The organism is Zeaxanthinibacter sp. PT1 (assembly GCF_028464225.1).
Taxonomy (GTDB): domain Bacteria; phylum Bacteroidota; class Bacteroidia; order Flavobacteriales; family Flavobacteriaceae; genus Zeaxanthinibacter.
Genome location: NZ_JAQPCN010000002.1, coordinates 363,318 through 383,394, shown reverse-complemented (window position 1 = coordinate 383,394; position 20,077 = coordinate 363,318). Strand labels below are relative to the sequence as shown.

Below are 20,077 nucleotides of genomic sequence, written 5' to 3'. Positions count from 1 at the left end.
ACCAAACCAACCTATGAAAAACCGCATACATCCTGTATTCAACCATTTCTTTGCCTTAGCTTTATTTGTCGTAGCCGCGCTCGCTTATTTTTACCCTGTGTTACAGGGCAAGGTAATACAGCAGTCCGATATTATCCAATATACCGGTATGGCCAAGGAGCAAAACGATTTCCGCGACAAGACCGATGCTGAACCCTATTGGACCAACAGTGCCTTTGGGGGAATGCCCACCTACCAACTGGGAGCTTATTACCCACACGACTATGTAAAAAAGGTAGATCGGGTACTCAGATTCTTACCCAGGCCGGCTGATTACCTTTTCCTTTATTTTTTAGGATTTTATATCCTGCTTTGTTGCCTTAAAGTGGATTACGGGGCTGCATTACTTGGGGCCATGGCCTTTGGATTCTCTACTTACCTCATTATTATCCTGGGGGTAGGGCATAATGCAAAAGCGCATGCTATTGCCTACCTGCCCATGGTGCTTGGAGGTATTATCCTGACTTTTCGAAAAAAATATATCTGGGGCTTCTTATTGACAGCAGTAGCCATGGCGCTTGAAATCGGTGCCAACCATTACCAGATGACGTATTACTTTATGCTGTTGGTGCTTATCCTGGGGCTGACTTACCTGGTTTATGCGGCGCGTAACGGGCAATTAAAACATTTCTTTCTCTCAGTGGGCTTATTGCTCATCGCGGTGGTTCTAAGTATCCTGGCGAATGCGACCTCCATTATGGCTACGAAAGAGTACGCGGACTGGAGTACCCGGGGACAATCCGAACTGACACTAGACCCTGAAGGCAACCCTTTAAAGAATTCGGATGGGCTGAGCCGGGATTATATTACCCAGTACAGCTACGGGATCACCGAATCCCTAAATCTCTTTATCCCCAGGTTATTTGGTGGATCGAACAGTGAAAACCTGGGTGCGAACTCCAAAACATTCGAATACCTTACGGAACAAGGGCTTCCCCGGGCAAGAGCGCTCGAATTTACCACCGGGCTTCCCCTTTACTGGGGCATGCAACCCGGAGTGGCGGCTCCGGCTTATATAGGAGCCATTGTAATTCTATTGTTCCTGATGGGCTTATTCCTGGTCCGGGAGAAACATAAATGGTGGTTACTGGCCGGTTCGCTAATGGCCTTATTCCTTTCATGGGGTAAGAATTTTGGTTTGCTGACCGATTTCATGATCGATTTCTTCCCGCTCTACGATAAATTCAGGGCCGTCTCTTCCATACAAGTGATCCTGGAATTATGTGCCCCGATTATGGCCGTATTAGCATTGGTAAAACTCTTTGATAAGGAAGTTCCTGCAAAAGAAAAAATCAGTGCACTTAAGATCAGTGGGGCCATCCTCATTGGGCTATGTGCAATTCTTTTACTGCTCAAAGGAACATTTAGCTTTTCTGGCCTGAATGATGCCATGTACCAGCAATATTTCGGGGACGAGATCCTTAAGATGATCGAAAGGGACAGGGAAGCTGTGTTTGTAGATGATTTATTGCGCTCCTTGGTGTACGTGCTGCTGGCCGGGGGAGTCCTCTGGTTATTTATCAAGGAAAAGATCAAGAAGAACCTGCTGACCTTACTACTGGGGGTATTGATCATTTTTGACCTGGTAGGGGTCGACTTAAGATATGTAAACGAGTCCGACTTTGTCCGGAAACGGTTAATGGACAGGCCGTTTCAACAGACTGTTGTGGATAAGCAGATAGAACAGGATACCACAATTTTCCGGGTATATGATCCAGCCGAAGGCCTTAACGGGGCCAGGACATCGTACTTTCACATGTCTATCGGGGGGTACCATGCAGCCAAACCCGGACGTCTCCAGGATCTCTTCGATTATCATATTTACAAGAATAATAAGGAAGTTCTGGATATGATGAACGTGAAATATATCGTTCAGCAAGACCAGGAAGGTAAGCAGTATCCGGCTTTGAATTCAGAGGCATTAGGCAATGCCTGGTTCGTGGAAAAAATTATACCGGTAAGCAATGCAGATGAAGAAATCGATGCATTAGGTACTTTCAATGCCGAAACTTCTGCCATACTCAATACGCAGAAATTCCCCGGGATGAAGAACTTGGAAACGGGTAAGGATTCATTATCCGAAATACGCCTGACTAACTATCAACCCAACCACCTTACTTATATTTCCAGGAATAGTGAGGATGGGGTAGCAGTATTTTCTGAAATGTATTACCCATATGGATGGCAGGCTTATGTTGATGGAAAGCCAACAGCACATTTCCAGGTAAATTACACCTTGAGGGCACTACAGGTCCCTGCCGGTGAGCATAAGATAGAATTTAAGTTCAGCCCCGAAGTAGTAGAGACCGGAAGTTTAATCACCCTTAGCAGTTCACTGTTACTGGGAATCTTAATTCTTGGCGGTATCGTTTACAGCATAAGGCAAAGCAGGCGCAAAACATGAAAAAGGTACTAGTCATCTCTTATTACTGGCCTCCGGCAGGAGGGCCCGGGGTTCAGAGATGGCTCAAGTTCACAACCTATTTGCAGGATTTTGGGATACAGCCGGTAGTATACATTCCGGAAAACCCTGAATATCCATTGAAAGATCCGTCACTGGAAGAAAAAATCCCCGACAATATCACCGTGTATAAAGGGAAAATCCGTGAGCCCCTTCGTTTTACAGCTTTCCTTGGCAGGAAAAAGGCAAAGCAGATCAGTAAAGGCATCATCCCGGGTAAAAAAGCCTCCCTTGCAGAGCGTATATTGTTGTGGATACGGGGTAACTTCTTTATTCCTGATGCCCGTGTATGGTGGGTGTCCCCCTCGGTGAGTAAAGTTGAGGACATACTGGCCAGCGAAGGTATAGATACTATGATCACCACGGGACCTCCACACAGTGTTCATCTTATCGGCTATAAAGTAAAGCAGCAATGTAATGTGCAATGGCTGGCCGATTTCAGAGATCCCTGGACTTCTATCGGCTACCATAAAGATCTGAAGCTGGGCGCACGCGCGAAACAAAAGCATAAGCAAATGGAAGCCAATGTGCTGAGATCGGCAGATAAGATCCTGGTGACCAGTCAGACCACTAAGAAAGAATTCAGCGCTATAACCACTAAGCCTATAGTTGTGCTTACTAATGGCTATGACAAGGAGGAATATGACAGGGTAGACCCGGAAGTTTGCCCTTACTTCACCATTTCACATATCGGCTCCTTACTGAGCGAGAGAAATCCTGTGCAATTGTGGTCCGCCCTGGCCGAGTTACTTGAGGAGGATGAAGAATTCCGGGAGCAACTGCGTATCAGGTTGGTTGGGGTCGTTAGCCGTGAGGTGATCCATAGCATCCAGTCTTACGGACTGCAGCCTTACCTGGAACTGGAGGGGTATGTACCTCATACCCGGGCCATAGCGTTACAGAAGGGGGCCAGTGTTTTGCTTTTGCTGGAGATAGATCGCGAGGTGAGCAGGGGAATTATTCCAGGAAAATTATTTGAGTACATGGCCTCCGGGCGCCCGGTAATAGCTATTGGCCCTGAGCAATGGGAAGCCGGTAAATTATTGGTGGAAGAGGAGAGGGGAAGGGTTTTTGGCTACCAGGAGAGAACCGCAATAAAAGAACAACTGTCAGCGTATTTTAGGCAGTATAAGAAAGGTGAATTAGTGCAAAAAGGAGGCGATCCGGTAGCCTACAGCCGGTATTCACTTACAGCCCAGTTAGCAAAAGAATTGTAATGGGAATAGTATTCAAACAATCATTGAGCAATACGGTAATCACCTACCTCGGCTTTGGTATTGGCGCCATCAATACCTTGTTTTTATACACCCGTTTTCTCACCGATGAATACTACGGTCTTGTAGGGGTTATTCTATCAACCTCGGCCATATTGATGCCGTTGTTGGCATTTGGAGTGCCCAATACACTTGTAAAGTATTACAGCGGATTTAAGCAGGATCAGAACTTGCAAGGATTCCTGGGGATGATGTTATTGTTGCCAATGGCCATGATTCTTCCGATAGCCATGCTGAGTTTTGCCGCCAACCAGGCCATAGGCGCTTTCCTGTCCCGGGAGAATCCCATTGTAGAAGGTTATGTCTGGCATATTTTCCTGATCGGGATGGCCATGGCTTATTTTGAAGTATTTTACGCCTGGTCCAGGGTGCATATGCGAACGGTGACCGGCAATTTCATGAAAGAGGTTTTTGTCAGGGCAGGGGTGAGCGTAATGCTTTTCCTGGTTTACCTGGACCTTATTAGTGTACCCCTGTTCCTGGATCTTCTCGTCGCTCTTTACTTAGTACGGACTTTGATCATGAAATGGTACGCGTACCGCTTAAAACGGCCTTCCTTAAGGTTCCTTTGGCCTAAGAATAGCAGGCCTATCCTTACCTACAGTTTGCTGATCATCCTTGGGGGATCTGCCGCCGTCATCCTCTTAGAACTGGACCGTTTTATGATCAACCAGTTTATACCGATAGAAAATGTGGCCTATTACAGCGTGGCCGTATTTATTGCAACAGTAGTTGCTGTACCTACCAGGGCCATGCACCAGGTTACCTACCCCTTAACCGCAGAACTGCTGAATAAAAAGGACACTGCCGGCCTTAAAGAGTTGTACCATAAAAGCTCGGTTACATTGCTGGTCGTTTCAGGGCTGTTATTTTTACTGATCATATTAAATGTACAAGACCTGTACCTGTTGTTGCCAGAAACATACCGGGGCGGTTTTATGGTAGTATTTCTCGTAGGCCTTGCCAAGGTTTACGACGCTTTGTTAGGGAATAATAATTCTATACTGTACAATTCAGAATACTACCGGGCTGTACTGGTCATGGGTGTATTCCTGGCTTTACTGACAATTCTCCTTAATCTCTGGTTTATTCCTGTTCTTGGGATCAATGGGGCTGCCTTGGCCACTTTCCTGGCAATCAGCATCTATAACACGGTGAAAATGTGGTATGTCAAGGTGAAATTCGGGATTCATCCACTGGGTGGAGATACTTATAAAATTTTAGTGATGATCACCGCCTTAGGCCTATTGCTATACTGGGTACCACTGAATTTTCACCCGATTCTGAACATGCTTCTGAAAAGCACAGTACTGGTAAGTTTTTATTTATGGCTGATTTTCCGCTTCCAATTGTCCCCTGAAATTATAGAGGGCCTAAGGTGGTTGTACCGCTTAGGGAAAAAATCTTAAAAAAACCCCGCAGGGATAAATCCACTACGGGGTAAACAACTAACCAACCTAAAATTTTATTGTCTCGGGGCGCGGGAACTACGGCTCCTGGTATTTGCCTGGCTTCTGCTCTGGCTGCTCCTCGAAGAGACTTTTGCAGGAGATTTTCTGCTGCTACTCTTGCTATAAGAACTTCTGGAGGGCCGTTGTGGAGACCTGCTTACCGTCCTTTCGGTCCGGCTTACACTCTTAATTTTACGACCGTTATCTGCAGTAGACCTCCTTGTCACTGTCTTCTGGGAAGAAGTTCTCGCTGGGGCTGAAGAACGTTGCCTGGTCACCCCGGACTTTCGCGCGGCCGGTTTTACGGACCTCGATTGTGGTTTGGCGATACTTCTCCTATCAGCAGTTCTTCCTTGAACCTTTGAAGATCTTTCTGTTCCTGAAGATCTTCTTACCCGCGAATTCTGATCATTAGACTTACGGGCTACCCCGGAAGACCTGCTTACATCAGAAGACTTTCTCACCCTATCACTTGACCTGGGGGAAACTCCAGAGGACCTCCTTGCGTCGGAAGACTTTCGTACCCTGGAATTCTGGTCACTTGACCTGGGGGAAACTCCAGAGGACCTCCTTGCATCGGAAGACTTTCTAACCCTGGAATTCTGGTCAACGGATCTTGAAGAAACTCCGGTAGATCTTCTTGTGTTTCGGTTATCACGAGTTGCCACTTTACTCCTTCTGTCGTCATTATAACGTTCCCTGTTGTAACTCCTGTTATCACGTACACTTACGCGCCTGTCATTACGGTATACGCTTTCCCTTTGGCGGTGTGGCTTATACCTGTACTGCTGGCCGATCCTGGCATAAGAATGCCTCCTGTTCTGCTGGTAAGGCCTGTAGTAGGTATAACGGATGGGTTCGTAAAATCTCCTGTAAGGCCTGTTATAGACCAGGCAGAAGCCTACCGCAGGTCGGGCAAAATATCCATGCCAAGGCCTGTATACATAATGCCTGTTGTAGATGTTTATAAAACCGGAGGTGTGGCTGTAAAATCCACGGTTATTGTAATAAACGTTCAATCCACCTATTCTACGTACACGTCCGTTATTATAACGGATGTTTACGTCTCCGATCCTGCTTACACGTCCGTAATAATCATAATAGATTGGGACGTTCTCTACCTGGATCACGGCTCCGTAATCGTCGTACTGTACAAACGGATCGTAGTTATACCCGGAGTTGAAGGTTACCTGGGTGCGTCCAAAATTAACATTGGCACCAAAGTTCACCCTGTCGTCAATAAAAAAATCGAACTCTCCATCGGGATAGACAGAAAATGTAATTCCATTTTCAACAAAGATAAAAGAGTTGTCATATCGGAAAGCCCTGTCTAAAGCCATTCCGTCTTTCGTAGGATTCGCCTTGGAGCCAAAGGTTCCCATGACGATCACTGTCAGGATAAGGATTACATTTTTCATACGATCTGGTATTAGGTTCTAAGATGCAATTATTTACATCCGACCATGTAATACCAAACAGCGTGCCAAAAAATTAATATCACTGATTTACAGGGTGTTACGATAATTTAGCTATACCGATAATGTTTGAAAATCTTAGCGGAGCTTTTCTTTCAGGTACTTGGCGGTAACTGAATCCGTATTCTTTGCTACTTCTTCAGGGGTGCCTGCAGCCACCAGCTTACCTCCTTTGTTTCCACCTTCCGGTCCAAGGTCTATCAGGTAGTCTGCGCATTTGATCAATTCGATGTTGTGTTCTATAACCACAATAGAATGGCCTTTGCCGATGAGGGCATCAAAGGACTTAAGCAGTTTTTTAATATCGTGAAAATGCAGGCCCGTGGTAGGCTCGTCAAAAATAAAGAGCGATTTTTCCCGGGTTCCCCCCTTAACCAGGAAAGAAGCGAGTTTAATTCTTTGTGCTTCGCCACCGGAGAGGGTTGATGAAGATTGACCGAGGGTAACATAACCTAATCCGACATCCTGCAAAGGTTTTAACTTGTTGATAATTTTCTTCTCTTCATGTTTCCCGAAGAAATCGATAGCGTCATCAATGGTCATATTCAGGACATCATCAATATTGGCATCGTGGAACTTAACTTCCAGCACCTCTTTTTTGAAACGCTTTCCATGGCAGGCATCACATTCCAGGTGAACATCAGCCATAAACTGCATTTCTACAGTGATCTCGCCTTCACCTTTACATTTTTCACATCGACCTCCGTCCACATTAAAGGAAAAATGCTTAGTCTGGTATCCCCTGATCTTGCTGAGTTGTTGTGAAGCATAGAGCGATCGGATATCGTCATAAGCCTTAATATAGGTCACAGGGTTAGAGCGCGAAGATCGGCCGATGGGATTCTGGTCTACGAACTCTACGTTTTTCAGCGTACCGAAATTTCCACTGGCATCGGTGTATTGCCCGGCCTTTTCGCCGTAGCCACCAATTTCTTTCAGTACGATAGGGTAAAGGAGTCTCTTAACCAAGGTGCTTTTCCCGCTCCCGGAAACTCCGGTTACAACCGTAAGCACGTTTAATGGAAAAGTCACATCTATGTTTTTCAGGTTGTGTTCCCTTGCGCCCCTGATCTCAATCTTATTCTTAAAACTCCTTCTCTTCTCAGGAACCGCTATTTCTAATGTACCATTGAGGTATCCGGCTGTGAGTGATTCCGATTCCAGCACTTCGTCCAGGGTACCATGGGCGACCACTTCGCCTCCATGAGTTCCTGCATAAGGTCCGATGTCGATCACTTCATCTGCAGCCTTCATGATGTCTTCATCGTGCTCTACTACGATAACCGTGTTGCCAAGATCCCTTAAAGAGATGAGCACTTCTATCAGGTTCTCAGTATCCTTGGGATGTAAGCCGATACTGGGTTCGTCCAGGATGTACATAGATCCGACCAGGCTACTTCCCAGGGAGGTAGCCAGGTTGATCCGCTGGCTTTCACCCCCGGAAAGGCTGTTAGACTTCCGGTTCAGGGTGAGGTAACTGAGCCCAACTTTACTGAGAAAACCCAGGCGTGTATTGATCTCCTTCAACAGGCGGTTCGCGATCTTTTGATCATGTTCTTCTAGCTGTAAGTCTTTAAAGAAACCCGATAATTCATCGATGGGCAGACTTACCAGCTCAGAGATGGCTTTCCCTGCTACTTTTACATAGCCTGCTTCTTTCCTTAATCTTTTGCCCTGGCAAACACTGCATTTGGTTTTTCCACGGTAACGGGACAGCATAACCCGGTTCTGTATTTTATAACTCTTTTCCTCCAGCTTGCTGAAGAAAGCATCGAGGCCGGTGAAATACGAGTTTCCATTCCAAACCAATGCTCTTTGTTCTTCGGTGAGTTCAAACCAGGGTTTGTGAATGGGGAAATCAAATTTATAGGCATTGTTGACCAGCTGATCACGGTACCAGGACATACTTTCACCTCTCCAGGGGAAAATAGCATTTTCGTAAACCGATAAGGCTGTATTGGGGATGACCAGGTCTTCATCAATGCCGATTACATCCCCGTACCCCTCGCATTTGGGGCATGCCCCGTAAGGATTATTAAAGCTGAATAAATGAACATTGGGCTCCAGGAACTGCAATCCGTCTAGTTCAAACTTATTGCTGAAACTGGCCTGTTCCTCACTATCCAGCCTTCTGACGATGCATTCACCTTTTCCCTCGAAGAATGCGGTGTCTACAGCATTGGCCAGCCGGTTATAAAAATCTTCGTCTTCTTTGGTAATGATCCGGTCCACAACCAGGAAAAATTTGCGTCCCAGGTCTTCCGGAACCTCTTCTATCCGGATCACCTCGTTATTGTAAAGTATCCTGGCGTATCCTTGCTTGGACAAGAACTGAACGGACTTAAGTACTTCTCTGTCCTGGGATATCTCTATAGGCGCCAGCAATAAGAGTTTAGTGCCTTCTTCAAAGGAGCGAACATGGTCTACCACATCACTGACCGTATGCTTTTTAACTTCCTTACCCGAAACCGGGGAATAAGTCTTCCCTATCCTGGCATAGAGTAGCTTAAGGTAGTCGTAGATCTCTGTTGTGGTCCCAACGGTAGAGCGGGGGTTTGTGGCATTAACTTTTTGCTCTATGGCGATGGCCGGAGCGATACCCTTTATATAGTCTACCTTAGGCTTATCCAGTTTACCCAGGAATTGCCTGGCGTAAGAGGATAAGCTTTCTACATACCTGCGCTGACCTTCTGCGTACAAGGTGTCAAAGGCCAGGCTCGATTTCCCGGATCCGGATAGCCCGGTAATTACCACGAGCCTGTTCCTCGGGATCACCACATCTATATTCTTTAGATTGTGGAGTTTGGCCCCTTTGATTATAATATTGTGTTTTGGGTTAACTTCAGTAATATCGGGCATAGGAGTCGTTAAAGTTGCAAAGATACGATAGAAACAATTCAATAGCCAGAGCTGATCCGATAAGGCGAAAAAAGGACGCAATCAGGGCCGCTTATTTTGGTGGCGCAAAATTTTGTTTATATTTGGAGCAGCAAACCACAAGAATAACCGCCTATACGCGCAACTTTACTTTTTTTGATTTAATACTAAATAACCTACGTCCCGTAACCTCATACCGGGACCGGTATTTTAACCAAAATAAGTAAGCCGTATGGAAGTACAGATCGATGATTCGATATTAGTAAGGGACTACATTCAAGGAGACGAAAAAGCACTGGAGCTCCTATTAAAAAAACATAATCAACGTATTGTAAGCTTTATCTACTCCAAGGTCAGGGATCGTGACATTGCGGAAGATATATTCCAGGACACCTTTATCAAGGTCATTAGAACCCTTAAAAAAGGATCTTATAGCGAAGAGGGTAAATTTTTACCCTGGGTAATGCGCATTGCGCACAACCTGATCATAGACCATTTCCGAAGAAACAAAAAAATGCCCAAATACCAGGGCAATAAAGAGTTCGATATTTTTTCCATCCTCAGTGACGGGGAGCTCAATGTAGAGCGCAGGCTGATCAAGGACCAGATAGAGTCAGACCTCACTATTTTAGTGGAGCAATTACCTGAAGATCAGAAAGAAGTGCTTACTATGCGCATCTACAAGGACATGAGTTTTAAGGAAATCGCCGATATTACTGGGGTTAGCATCAATACCGCTTTGGGCAGAATGCGTTATGCCCTCATCAATATCCGAAAGATGGTAGAGAAGAATAATATAGTTTTAACGAATTAATTGGTAGTAGAACGATAAAAACCACGTTTCATATACGCTAGTGCGTTATCCTATTGTATAACAAAACTATCATATGAAACACTGCTACCCCCATCCCGTTCCAGCTTGTAGATTAGTTAAGGCCCGCCCGGAAACCATCAACTTCCTGCTGTCCTATTCCCGCTCACTACATGTAAGCAAACACAGGGAACTGGTTTTTACAAGCCACAAGAACTAATACTCCTTATACCTTATATATATAAAGCCCTCTCTTTGAGGGCTTTTTTATTTTCCCTCCCCGGGGGTATTAGCTTTGCCGCTCTTTTATAATAGAGCTCAAAGGGTGCTGCCAACTCCGAAATTTTCCTTTTAGTATACCCACAAATGATAATATCGCCTGTTTACATCAAAAAATCGTTGTTTGACAACATACTTTTTTCGCCGGGGGGGCAATATGGTACTTTTAAACTGTGATTAAGACAAAGAGTCACGGCAGCATTAAAAAAGCGACCATCAACCTTTATTAATATCCCAGGTTTCTGACCTCGAAAAAACAACGACACATGGCAAAAGTAATTGATGATTCAGTATTAGTAAGAGATTACATCAGCGGAGATGAACATGCGCTGGAAATACTGATCCGCAGACACAACCAGAGAATCACCAGTTTTATCTATTCTAAAGTCATGGATCGTGACATTGCAGAAGATATCTTCCAGGATACCTTTATCAAGGTGATCAATACGCTTAAGAAAGGTAATTACAGTGAAGAAGGTAAATTCCTTCCATGGGTCATGAGGATTGCCCACAACCTGATCATCGACTTTTTCAGGAAGAACAAGCGGATGCCAAAATTTGAGGGTAGTGACGACTTTAATATTTTCTCTGTGATCGGGGATGAGGATCTCAATGCAGAAGGCATGATTATTAAGGAGCAGGTAGACAGTGACCTGGAATTATTAATCGATGAACTGCCCGAGGATCAGAAAGAGGTACTGGTGATGCGAATTTACAGGGACATGAGTTTTAAAGAGATCTCTGAGAACACAGGAGTGAGTATCAATACAGCACTGGGACGTATGCGATATGCTCTGATTAACCTAAGAAAGATCATTCAAAAACACAATATCGTACTGACCGATATGTAATCGCTAAAATCTCTGAGCAATATTTCCATAATGGTTGCGTTATTAAGTCGTAACTATACTATAAGCACATGGAAAAAATTTACTCCGAGGAAAAAAATCTTTGCAGGCTGTCAAAGGCCCGCCCAGAGACCATACGTTTTTTACTGGATTATTCCAGGTCGTTAAAGATCCTAGCTTATCAGGGTTTTAAATTCGAGGCCAATATCAACTAGAAAATTTCAGAGACCCGTTAAAAGCGGGTCTTTTTCTTTTTATTATACGCATCAATCACTTTACGTCTCCCTATCGTTTTGGTGATCGGGTCTTTATCCAGGTCCCATCCCCGTGCCTGGCAAAATTCCCGACCATACCAGATGATCTGCAAATGCAATTCGTTCCACAAGGCTTCCGGAAATAGTCTTTTGGCATCCTTCTCTGTCTGTACTACGTTCTTTCCATTAGAAAATCCCCATCGATACATCAACCTGTGAATATGGGTGTCTACGGGGAAGGCAGGTATCCCGAAGGCCTGGGCAACGACCACGCTGGCTGTTTTATGACCTACACCGGGAAGGGTCTCTAATAATTCTAATTTCCTGGGGACTTTTCCCTCAAACTTTTCGATCAGGATTTCTGATAGCCTGTGTATTGCTTTTGCTTTAGTGGGTGAGAGTCCAACCGGCCTGATGATTTCTCGGATCTCGTCAACTTCCAGTTGTACCATTTTATAAGGGTTGTCTGCCCTTTGGAACAACAGGGGAGTAACCTGGTTTACCCGTACATCAGTACTCTGGGCGGACAATAGTACTGCTATTAATAGGGTGTAAGGATCTTTGTGATCCAGGGGAACCGGGATCTCCGGATAAATTTCCTGTAGGGTCTCTATTACAAAGGCAACTTTTTCAGACTTGGTCATTTTCGTATTTTTAGGGCTGAATTGCAAAAACGCGAAGTTAAAAAGAAACTATGAAAAGACTAGAAGTAGGGGACAAGGTCCCGGATTTTACCTCCAGAGACCAGGATGGCAAGCCGGTAAAACTTTCAGATTACAAAGGCCAAAAACTCATCGTATTTTTTTACCCGAGGGCAAATACCCCGGGCTGTACAGCAGAGGCTTGTGATCTTAGGGATCATTACCAGGAGTTTAAAGACCGGGGCTACGCCCTTCTTGGGGTAAGTGAAGACACAGAAAAGAAGCAATCTAATTTTAAAGAAAAGTACGAGCTGCCATTTCCATTGCTCGCCGATACGGATCATACCGTTCTTGAAACCTTCGGAGTCTGGGGTGAAAAGAAATTTATGGGTAAGGTATATGACGGAATTCACCGGACCACTTTTGTGATCGATGAAGAAGGGGTTGTAGAACGAGTGATTGATAAAGTGAAGACCAAGGCGCATGCCGCCCAGTTGCTGAACAAATAAAAAAAGCCTCGCATTTGCGAGGCTTTTCTATTTTGTGTTTCAGACTTTTTCTTTTCTTGGAGCAAGTTCTCTTGTAAACAGTTTCTTGGATTTAATGATCTCTGCAATACCTTCGGGTAACATTTCTTCCCATCCATCCTGGCCACTGATAATCTTTTTAAGGACATCCCTGGAAAAGATATGCATGATCTCAGGATCATAGTCGATGATATCCATCACCTTCCCATTGTATTTAAAGAACTTGTATAACTCCTTCATCCTGGGGTGTACCTTGATGTTATTGCTGGTCATGATCTGCCCGGTATCCGGGTTTTTCATGGGATAGAGGTATACCTTGAGATCCTTAAAGAATAACTTGCCGAAAGCTTCCAGGATTCCACCACTTAAGTGCCTGTAATACTTTTCATCAAAGATGTCTATCAGGTTATTGACACCCATGGTCAGACCGATCCTTGATTTGGTGTAGTTGCTGAAATATTCTACCAGTTTATAATACTCCTGGAATTTGGAGATCATTACACTATGACCCAGCGAACAGAGTAATTCTGCCCGGTCCATAAAATCACGTTCGTCTATTTCACCCGATGCCTTCAGGTTGGACAAGGTGATCTCGAAAATAACGATAGAATTTTCTTCTTCCACGGTCTGCTCCCGGATAAAAATATCGTAGGACTTCTGGAACATGTCCAAATTTACCTTGGTCACAGGTCGGAATGAACCGCGCAGTGCAAGAATGTTCTTTTTATACAAGACTGCTGCCGGTAAAAGGTTATTACCGTCGGGCCCGAACATTACGGCATCCGTCATGTCGTTCCTGATCAGCTGAAGGCTCATCAGGCGGTTATCCACGCCTTGAAAGCTAGGCCCGGAAAAGTTAACCATATCTATTTCCAAGGTATCCTTGTCTATATGGTCATATAAGTATTTAAGCAGTTTGCGGGGTTTGTGATACTTGTAGAATGCCCCGTATATCAGGTTGACTCCTACAATACCCAAGGTTTCTTGCTGTAACCTTGCTTCATTCTGCTTAAAGCGAATGTGCAGGATAATCTCGTCAAATTCTTTTTGTTTCGGATCTAGTTGAAAACGGATACCTACCCAACCATGGCCTTTATATCGCTTGGAAAAGTCTATGGTGGCAACAGTATTGGCATAGGTGAAAAAAAGCCTGTCCGGGTGCTCGTCCCGGCTGATACGCTCTTCCATCAGTTGCATTTCATGAGACAACATGTGCTTTAAACGCTCCTGGGTGACGTACCTGCCGTCTTTCTCCACACCATAGATGGCATCACTGAATGCTTTATCATAAGCACTCATGGCTTTGGCGATGGTCCCGGAGGCGCCACCGGACCTGAAAAAATGCCTGGCTGTTTCCTGGCCCGCACCAATCTCGGCGAAGGTGCCATAGATATCGGGGTTCAGGTTGATTCTCAGCGTCTTCGCCTTTATAGAGGGAATGTTTTCGAACGCGTCATCTTTCTTAAGGACAGATGCCATTATATATACTGGTTTACGGTAAACAAAGTTAAAAAGAATCGCCTATCTAGATAAATAAATTAGCTGTAATTTTGGAATAAATAGACAAGGGGTTGAAAATAACATTTTTGGGCACAGGAACATCACAGGGGATCCCGGTTATAGGGAGTAACCACCCGGTATGTCTTAGTGATGATCCTAAAGATAAAAGATTAAGAGTATCTGTACTCGTGTGCTGGGATCAGCAAACCTACGTAATCGACTGCGGTCCGGACTTCCGGCAGCAATTATTGCGAAACCCGGTAAACCGTTTAGACGGTATACTTTTTACACATGAGCACGCAGACCACACCGCCGGTATCGATGATATCCGGCCCTTTTTTTTCAGGCAGGGCGATATCCCAATTTATGCCCATAGGCGGGTCATAGCTTCACTGCAGAAACGCTTTGACTACATCTTTGTCGATGGTGACCGATACCCCGGTGCCCCGGCTGTCAAGGTGAACGAGGTAAAACCGGACGAACAATTTTTTCTTGGCGATACCCGGGTGGTGCCTATACAGGCTTACCATAACAGGCTGCAGGTATTCGGCTACCGGATAAAAGACTTTGTCTACCTGACCGATGTCAAAACAATTGAAGATAAAGAGATAGATAAAATAAAAGGATGTAAAGTGTTGGCAGTAAACGCGTTAAGAGAAGAGGCGCACCATTCTCACTTCAACCTCGAGGAGGCGCTGGACTTTATTAAAAAGGTGGAGCCTGAACGGGCTTACTTAACGCATATCAGTCATCATATGGGTTTTCATGAAGCGGTGGAAAAAAAGCTCCCGCCAAACGTGCACCTGGCCTACGATAACTTAACTCTAGACCTTTAAATTATCAATTTTTAAACCATATTGAATATTTACCGATCCTTATGAAACAGAGAATATTTTTGTACTTATTTATTTTTGCTTCCTTGATTGCCCTGTATTTCTATGCAAGTGGCAGCAACCAACTGGGCAGTGTCCGGGAGCGGGTAGATTTCCTGGAAGAGGAAACAGAATCTCTTAAGGACAGTTTAAAATCCACTAAACTGCAGGTGTTGGATATGCAGTATTTCTCCCTGGAGAACAATGATGACGCCCTGGCGTATTACGACGACCTGGACCTGGATAATCCCTCACGCTATATTGCCGATAAATTACTGGAAACCAATGAACAAAAGGGTGATAACCCCTTAATTCCATATGAGGGGATGGAAAGTGATTTTAAGATCAATAAGATTAAGATACTGAATCACAAATGGATCATTGCCGATTTTTCAGATGGTAAATTCTGGGGTGAAATCCTGATCCGATACGAACTCAAGGACGATATGGGTGTCGATTTCACATTAATCGACCATCTGCTTTATAGCCAGAGCGGTTACTAGGCATGGAAGAGAAAACCTGGCATTCTGGCAAATAGGCTATGTGCTTTTTGTATGTTCGTCCAGCCATTTGCTGAACGATTTAAAGTTGGCCGGGGACACTCCGTGCCCTACAGGGAATTCTTCATAGGTGTGAGTTATCCCCATTGAATCCAGTAATTCTGAAGATTTTTGCGCCCATTCCGGAGGAATAACCATGTCCATCTGCCCATGACTTACATATAAGTTCAGCTGCGAATGATCTTTCTGTTCATAGCCTTCTGCCAGTACAGATTCATCGATATACCCACTTAAGGCCACTACATTGCGAATCTTTTCCGGGTAAGACAGGGCAACAGCATAAGAGAGGACAGTGCCCTGGCTGAACCCTAACAGGTTCACATTGTTTTCATCGAGATGATAAGTTTCACATGCCTCTTCCATAAACCTGACGATCAGTTCTCTTGAAGCTTTTGCCTGTTCATGGTCACTCCACTTGCCTTTAGTCGCTTCAAAGTTAATTGCGTACCAGGCATAACCAAAGGGCTGCAAGGTGTGGGGAGCCCGGGCTGCAATAACGCAATACGATTCTGGCAGTTCCTCCGCGAAAGAGAACAGGTCCTCTTCGTTGCTGCCGTAACCGTGAAACAGGAACAGTACAGGGGCTTTGCCTTCCGTGATGTTTGAAGGCCTTATCAGGTGTTCTAAAGAGAGTTGTGCAGTTGTCATATCAAGGAATAAATTTGAACCATTTTTGAAAATATTTCCCGACTAAAGGGACTAACTGTTCCCGGTAGCCTAAGGCTCCTATAAAACCGTAAAACCAAAGGGTGATATAGGCGATATACAGTCCATACCAGGCATATTGATTAAACCATACGCTGAGAAACAGGGAGAAGCCCAGGAACCCCACGTGAAGGCCAAAGGCCTGTCGTGTATGAAAACGAGCAAATTCATGACGAGGCTCACTGTTCATACTCATCGCGATGAGCGAACCTACAATAGTGAAATACGCGACTATGGCTGTAGTTCTTCCCGGTTTTCTATCTTTCATGCTACTTTTTCTTCAGTTCAAACTTGCCCTGGGCGATTACACCATAGACATACCCCTTCATCTTTTCCCCTAAGAACATACTGTTTTTTGATGCAGACAAAATATGCTCCTCATCAAAAGTATATTCCTTGTCAGGATCAAATAATGTCAGTTTAGCTTCTTCCCCTTCTTCAATCCTTACCGTATTAAGGCCATAGCGACCCCTACCTTTGGTCAGAAGTTCAATGGTAGTCTCCAGGCTAAATAACCTTTGGAGGGCGCCAAAGGCAGATTCTAAGCCGATGGTACCGTAGCCGGCCTGCTCAAATTCTACTTGTTTCTCTTCGATATTCATCGGGGAATGGTCTGTGGTTACAAAATCTATAGTGCCCTTTTCTACGGCTCTGACCAATGCTTTGGCGTCGGCAGCTGTTCTTAGTGGGGGGCGGGTCTTGTATTCACTATCAAATTCCTGAAGTTTCTCGTCTGTGAGTAACAGGTTGTGGATCGGCACGCTACAGCTTACATCCAGGCCCTTCTTCTTAGCCTCTTGTATAAGTGATACAGCCTGGGGAGTTGAAAGGGTAGGGAGGTGTAATTTACCCCCGGTATACTCAAGGATGTAAAGGTCCCTCGCCACCTGAAGCGCTTCAGCCAGGGCCGGAATCCCTTTTAGACCGAGGCTGGTCGCCATTTTTCCTTCATTCACAATGCCTTTTCCGGCAATTTGATTATCCAGTGGGAAAGAATGTACTAAACCTCCAAAATTACGGGCATATAGTAAGGCTATTTTTAGCAGGTTACTATTGCTGATCGCTCGTTTGTGGTCATAGAATCCGACGGCGCCGGCATTTTTCATGTCAAACAATTCTGCCAGGTCTGTTCCTTCGGCTTTTACCGTGAGTGTACCCAAGGGATGTAAGGCCGTAGCACGTCCTCTTGCCTGGTTCCTGAGAAATACGATATCGGAGCTGCTGTCCGGGACCGGCATGGTGTCCGGATTCAGTACGATGTCAGTGAAACCACTTTTCCCGGCTGTCTTCAGCCCATTGGCTATTGTCTCCCGTTCTTCGTACCCGGGTTCGCCAAAACTGACACTGCTGTCAAACCAGCCCGCGGATACATGCAGGTTCTTATACTCTATTAGTTTGACGGAATTTTCTGTTTCAATATTCGCAGCGATCTGCACAATTTTCCCATTCCTGATCAGGATGTCCCGCTTTTTAAGATGTAGCTGGGCATTTGAGGGCGCGATGATCTTCGCGGATTTCAGAAGTAGATTCATGGAATGAATTTTTGGATGAGAATCTCAGCGAGTAAAAACAGCAATGCTAAAATAACAAACCATTTCCAAAGCTCGGTTACCTGCCTTGCTTTTTCAAGAGAAACAAAATAGCTGCGAATACTATCGGGTATATGATGATTACCAAGGACGGCAAGATCAAGGAAATCTCGCGAATTTTCAGATCGCTGGTAATTAAAACTCAGTGCGTCGATAAGACTGTCACGGCTCAGGACCTGGTAGGTACCCGCATGCTCGGGGTAATCATTAAAAAATAGCCTGGTCTGTTTGGCAAAAGACTGTTGTAAGGGGATAAATTCTTCCTTTTCCCGGCTCAGCTTTACAATCTGGTCTTTAGACATCGAAATCGGGACATCTACCTCTGCCGGTTTCCCAATAGTGTAGTATAATTCGGGCGCTGCCAGGCTTCTTTTTCCCATCGCGTAGAAGACCGGTACGATTAGTGGAGACCGTTGAAAATTGGAGTTATCAAGGTCTAGTGGGGCGGTGAACAGGTATGCCCTCTCTCCCCCAATCAGGAACGGCTGCCTTCCCTGAAGCCCTAAGACTTCCGGCTGGCTTGTCCTGACCTGATAAAACACGTCCACTTCTGGGAACTGGAAATTACTGATCTCCCGTTCAAATAAATTAAGAAGTAAGGGATGCTGAAACCGGATGGTGGTAATTTCACGGTCATCGGTAATTTTATCCTGGATCCGGGTATTGAGTAACTGTTGAAGAAAGGGGTTAAAATCCTCTATATCCATGTCTATTGAAGGTATGATTACCACACTGCCGCCACTATCGTGGAAAGAGGAAATACTGTTGCCCAGGGATCTGCCTATTTCAGGTAATTGATTCAATACCACCAGGTCCTGGTCCGGGATATCGCTAAAATTTAATTGCCGGGAAGAACTGATGGTCAATTCAAATTCATCGTCGGTAAAGATGCGGGAGAGGTAATCTGCAGCCTGATCCCCGATCACCAGTACCTTGATACGCCTGTTGTCGTCAATGGTGAAAAAAACATCATTGTCAAAGAGCAGGTTGGGATCATCAATGACAATTCTGCCATTGATCGCTTTTCCAGGAGTAAGACTAAAAGGGACACTGGCACTGCCAGTGTTGTTAAAAGCTGCAGCTGTTTTAGCAATCAAGGTGTCCCCGTTAAATAAGGATACAGGGATGCTTTCTATAGGATCAGCACTGCTCAAAATTGCCGTCAGTTGCGGACTTCCAGGGATGGATGCATCCAGGTACACGGAATCCACAGAAATGTTCTTATTGGCAGAGCTCCGGACAGGAAGCAGGTGCAGCTTGATCTCATCTGTTGGTAAAGGTCCGGCGGACATCTTTTCCTGGAAATCAGAAATAATAAGGAGGTTCTTCTCGGCGCCTTTTTCACGGTATAATGACCGTGCCTTAAGTAGCACTTGGGGCAAGCTCAACTGGTCCTGGGTATAATCAAGACCCAGCAGCCTGTTGTTCAGGTCTTTTGGGCTCGCTTCCCGGTAAAATTCGGAATTAGTGAAAACGGTAACCTCCATCTCTTTAGGGATAGAAGCCAATAATTCCTGCACCGCAGTTTCTAGTAAGCTACCGTTGTCTTCCGTAGACTGCATACTGAACGAATTATCGAGGTACACTACTGTTTCTTTTGCCTTAGTAGCTTCAGGATTCGATAAAAAGGGCCCGCTGAAAGCCAGGACCAGACACGCCAGCAATAGCAAACGTGAGGCTAATAAAAGATATCTCTTCAGGGATTTGCTCCGTCTGGATTCTGTGACGACCTCCCTGAGGAAGCGCACATTTGTGAATGGAGTTTTTCTGAATTTACGGAGTTGAAACAGGTGGACAATTATGGGAATCAACAGCAGTAATAAAGCCCAAAGAAGTACCGGATGTGTAAAGCTCATTCCCAATTTTGATTTGACAAATATAGGAATTTTGACACAGGAGAAACAGCATGGAATA

General features: G+C 45.0%; 16 protein-coding genes. 8 read left to right on the top strand and 8 right to left on the bottom strand.

Going from position 1 to position 20,077, the window contains the following annotated elements; translation table 11 throughout:
• The first annotated feature begins 13 nt into the window (after nucleotides 1–13).
• Genes PP178_RS08755 through PP178_RS08745 form a run of 3 tightly spaced genes read left to right on the top strand, consistent with a single transcriptional unit; the run spans nucleotide 14 to nucleotide 5,183 of the window.
• Nucleotides 14–2,443, top strand: coding sequence for a YfhO family protein (locus PP178_RS08755; protein ID WP_272593965.1), 2,430 nt, complete (start codon nucleotides 14–16; stop codon nucleotides 2,441–2,443).
• Complete coding sequence (locus PP178_RS08750) at nucleotides 2,440–3,717, top strand: glycosyltransferase (RefSeq protein ID WP_272593964.1); 1,278 nt, start codon at nucleotides 2,440–2,442, stop codon at nucleotides 3,715–3,717. Before PP178_RS08755 ends, PP178_RS08750 begins: the two co-directional genes overlap by 4 nt.
• Complete coding sequence (locus PP178_RS08745; protein WP_272593963.1) at nucleotides 3,717–5,183, top strand: lipopolysaccharide biosynthesis protein; 1,467 nt, start codon at nucleotides 3,717–3,719, stop codon at nucleotides 5,181–5,183. The genes PP178_RS08750 and PP178_RS08745 overlap by 1 nt, the downstream gene beginning before the upstream one ends.
• Nucleotides 5,184–5,239: 56 nt before the next feature.
• Here PP178_RS08745 and PP178_RS08740 read toward each other — a convergent pair whose 3' ends face one another.
• Complete coding sequence (locus tag PP178_RS08740) at nucleotides 5,240–6,643, bottom strand: hypothetical protein (protein ID WP_272593962.1); 1,404 nt, start codon at nucleotides 6,641–6,643, stop codon at nucleotides 5,240–5,242.
• A gap of 135 nt (nucleotides 6,644–6,778) precedes the next feature.
• Nucleotides 6,779–9,559, bottom strand: coding sequence for an excinuclease ABC subunit UvrA (uvrA, locus tag PP178_RS08735; RefSeq protein WP_272593961.1), 2,781 nt, complete (start codon nucleotides 9,557–9,559; stop codon nucleotides 6,779–6,781).
• A gap of 250 nt (nucleotides 9,560–9,809) precedes the next feature.
• Between uvrA and PP178_RS08730 the strand changes: the two genes are divergently transcribed.
• Together PP178_RS08730 and PP178_RS08725 are read left to right on the top strand one after the other, a co-directional pair.
• Nucleotides 9,810–10,391, top strand: coding sequence for a sigma-70 family RNA polymerase sigma factor (locus PP178_RS08730; protein ID WP_272593960.1), 582 nt, complete (start codon nucleotides 9,810–9,812; stop codon nucleotides 10,389–10,391).
• A 542-nt stretch (nucleotides 10,392–10,933) separates the two neighbouring features.
• Nucleotides 10,934–11,518, top strand: coding sequence for an RNA polymerase sigma factor (locus PP178_RS08725; protein WP_272593959.1), 585 nt, complete (start codon nucleotides 10,934–10,936; stop codon nucleotides 11,516–11,518).
• A gap of 229 nt (nucleotides 11,519–11,747) precedes the next feature.
• Here PP178_RS08725 and nth read toward each other — a convergent pair whose 3' ends face one another.
• On the bottom strand, nucleotides 11,748–12,413 hold the full coding sequence (nth, locus tag PP178_RS08720) for an endonuclease III (protein WP_272593958.1): 666 nt from the start codon (nucleotides 12,411–12,413) through the stop codon (nucleotides 11,748–11,750).
• 50 nt (nucleotides 12,414–12,463) lie between these two features.
• On the opposite strand from nth, the gene bcp reads away from it, so the two are divergent.
• Nucleotides 12,464–12,919 carry a thioredoxin-dependent thiol peroxidase gene (bcp, locus tag PP178_RS08715; protein ID WP_272593957.1) on the top strand — a complete coding sequence of 152 codons (456 nt, stop codon included), beginning with the start codon at nucleotides 12,464–12,466 and terminating at the stop codon, nucleotides 12,917–12,919.
• Nucleotides 12,920–12,958: 39 nt separating this feature from the next.
• Here bcp and PP178_RS08710 read toward each other — a convergent pair whose 3' ends face one another.
• A complete protein-coding gene (locus PP178_RS08710; RefSeq protein WP_272593956.1) occupies nucleotides 12,959–14,416 on the bottom strand; it encodes a TonB-dependent receptor in 1,458 nt (485 codons plus the stop codon).
• Between the two features lie 92 nt (nucleotides 14,417–14,508).
• Here PP178_RS08710 and PP178_RS08705 point away from each other — a divergent pair, with 92 nt between their 5' ends.
• Together PP178_RS08705 and PP178_RS08700 are read left to right on the top strand one after the other, a co-directional pair.
• Nucleotides 14,509–15,273: an MBL fold metallo-hydrolase gene (locus tag PP178_RS08705; RefSeq protein ID WP_272593955.1), complete on the top strand. Its 765-nt coding sequence runs from the start codon at nucleotides 14,509–14,511 to the stop codon at nucleotides 15,271–15,273.
• 41 nt (nucleotides 15,274–15,314) lie between these two features.
• Nucleotides 15,315–15,812, top strand: coding sequence for a hydrolase (locus PP178_RS08700; protein ID WP_272593954.1), 498 nt, complete (start codon nucleotides 15,315–15,317; stop codon nucleotides 15,810–15,812).
• Between the two features lie 36 nt (nucleotides 15,813–15,848).
• Here the strand turns inward: PP178_RS08700 and PP178_RS08695 are convergent, their stop codons facing one another.
• The 4 genes from PP178_RS08695 to PP178_RS08680 are packed head-to-tail and all read right to left on the bottom strand — an operon-like array spanning nucleotide 15,849 to nucleotide 20,019.
• On the bottom strand, nucleotides 15,849–16,517 hold the full coding sequence (locus PP178_RS08695) for an alpha/beta hydrolase (protein WP_272593953.1): 669 nt from the start codon (nucleotides 16,515–16,517) through the stop codon (nucleotides 15,849–15,851).
• Between the two features lies 1 nt (nucleotide 16,518).
• Nucleotides 16,519–16,842, bottom strand: a complete 324-nt coding sequence (locus tag PP178_RS08690) for a hypothetical protein (RefSeq protein ID WP_272593952.1) — start codon at nucleotides 16,840–16,842, stop codon at nucleotides 16,519–16,521.
• A gap of 1 nt (nucleotide 16,843) precedes the next feature.
• Complete coding sequence (locus PP178_RS08685) at nucleotides 16,844–18,106, bottom strand: dihydroorotase (RefSeq protein ID WP_272593951.1); 1,263 nt, start codon at nucleotides 18,104–18,106, stop codon at nucleotides 16,844–16,846.
• The gene (locus PP178_RS08680) at nucleotides 18,103–20,019 is read right to left on the bottom strand and encodes a BatA domain-containing protein (protein ID WP_272593950.1); all 1,917 of its coding nucleotides are present in this window, start codon (nucleotides 20,017–20,019) and stop codon (nucleotides 18,103–18,105) included. The genes PP178_RS08685 and PP178_RS08680 overlap by 4 nt, the downstream gene beginning before the upstream one ends.
• Nucleotides 20,020–20,077 lie beyond the last annotated feature (58 nt).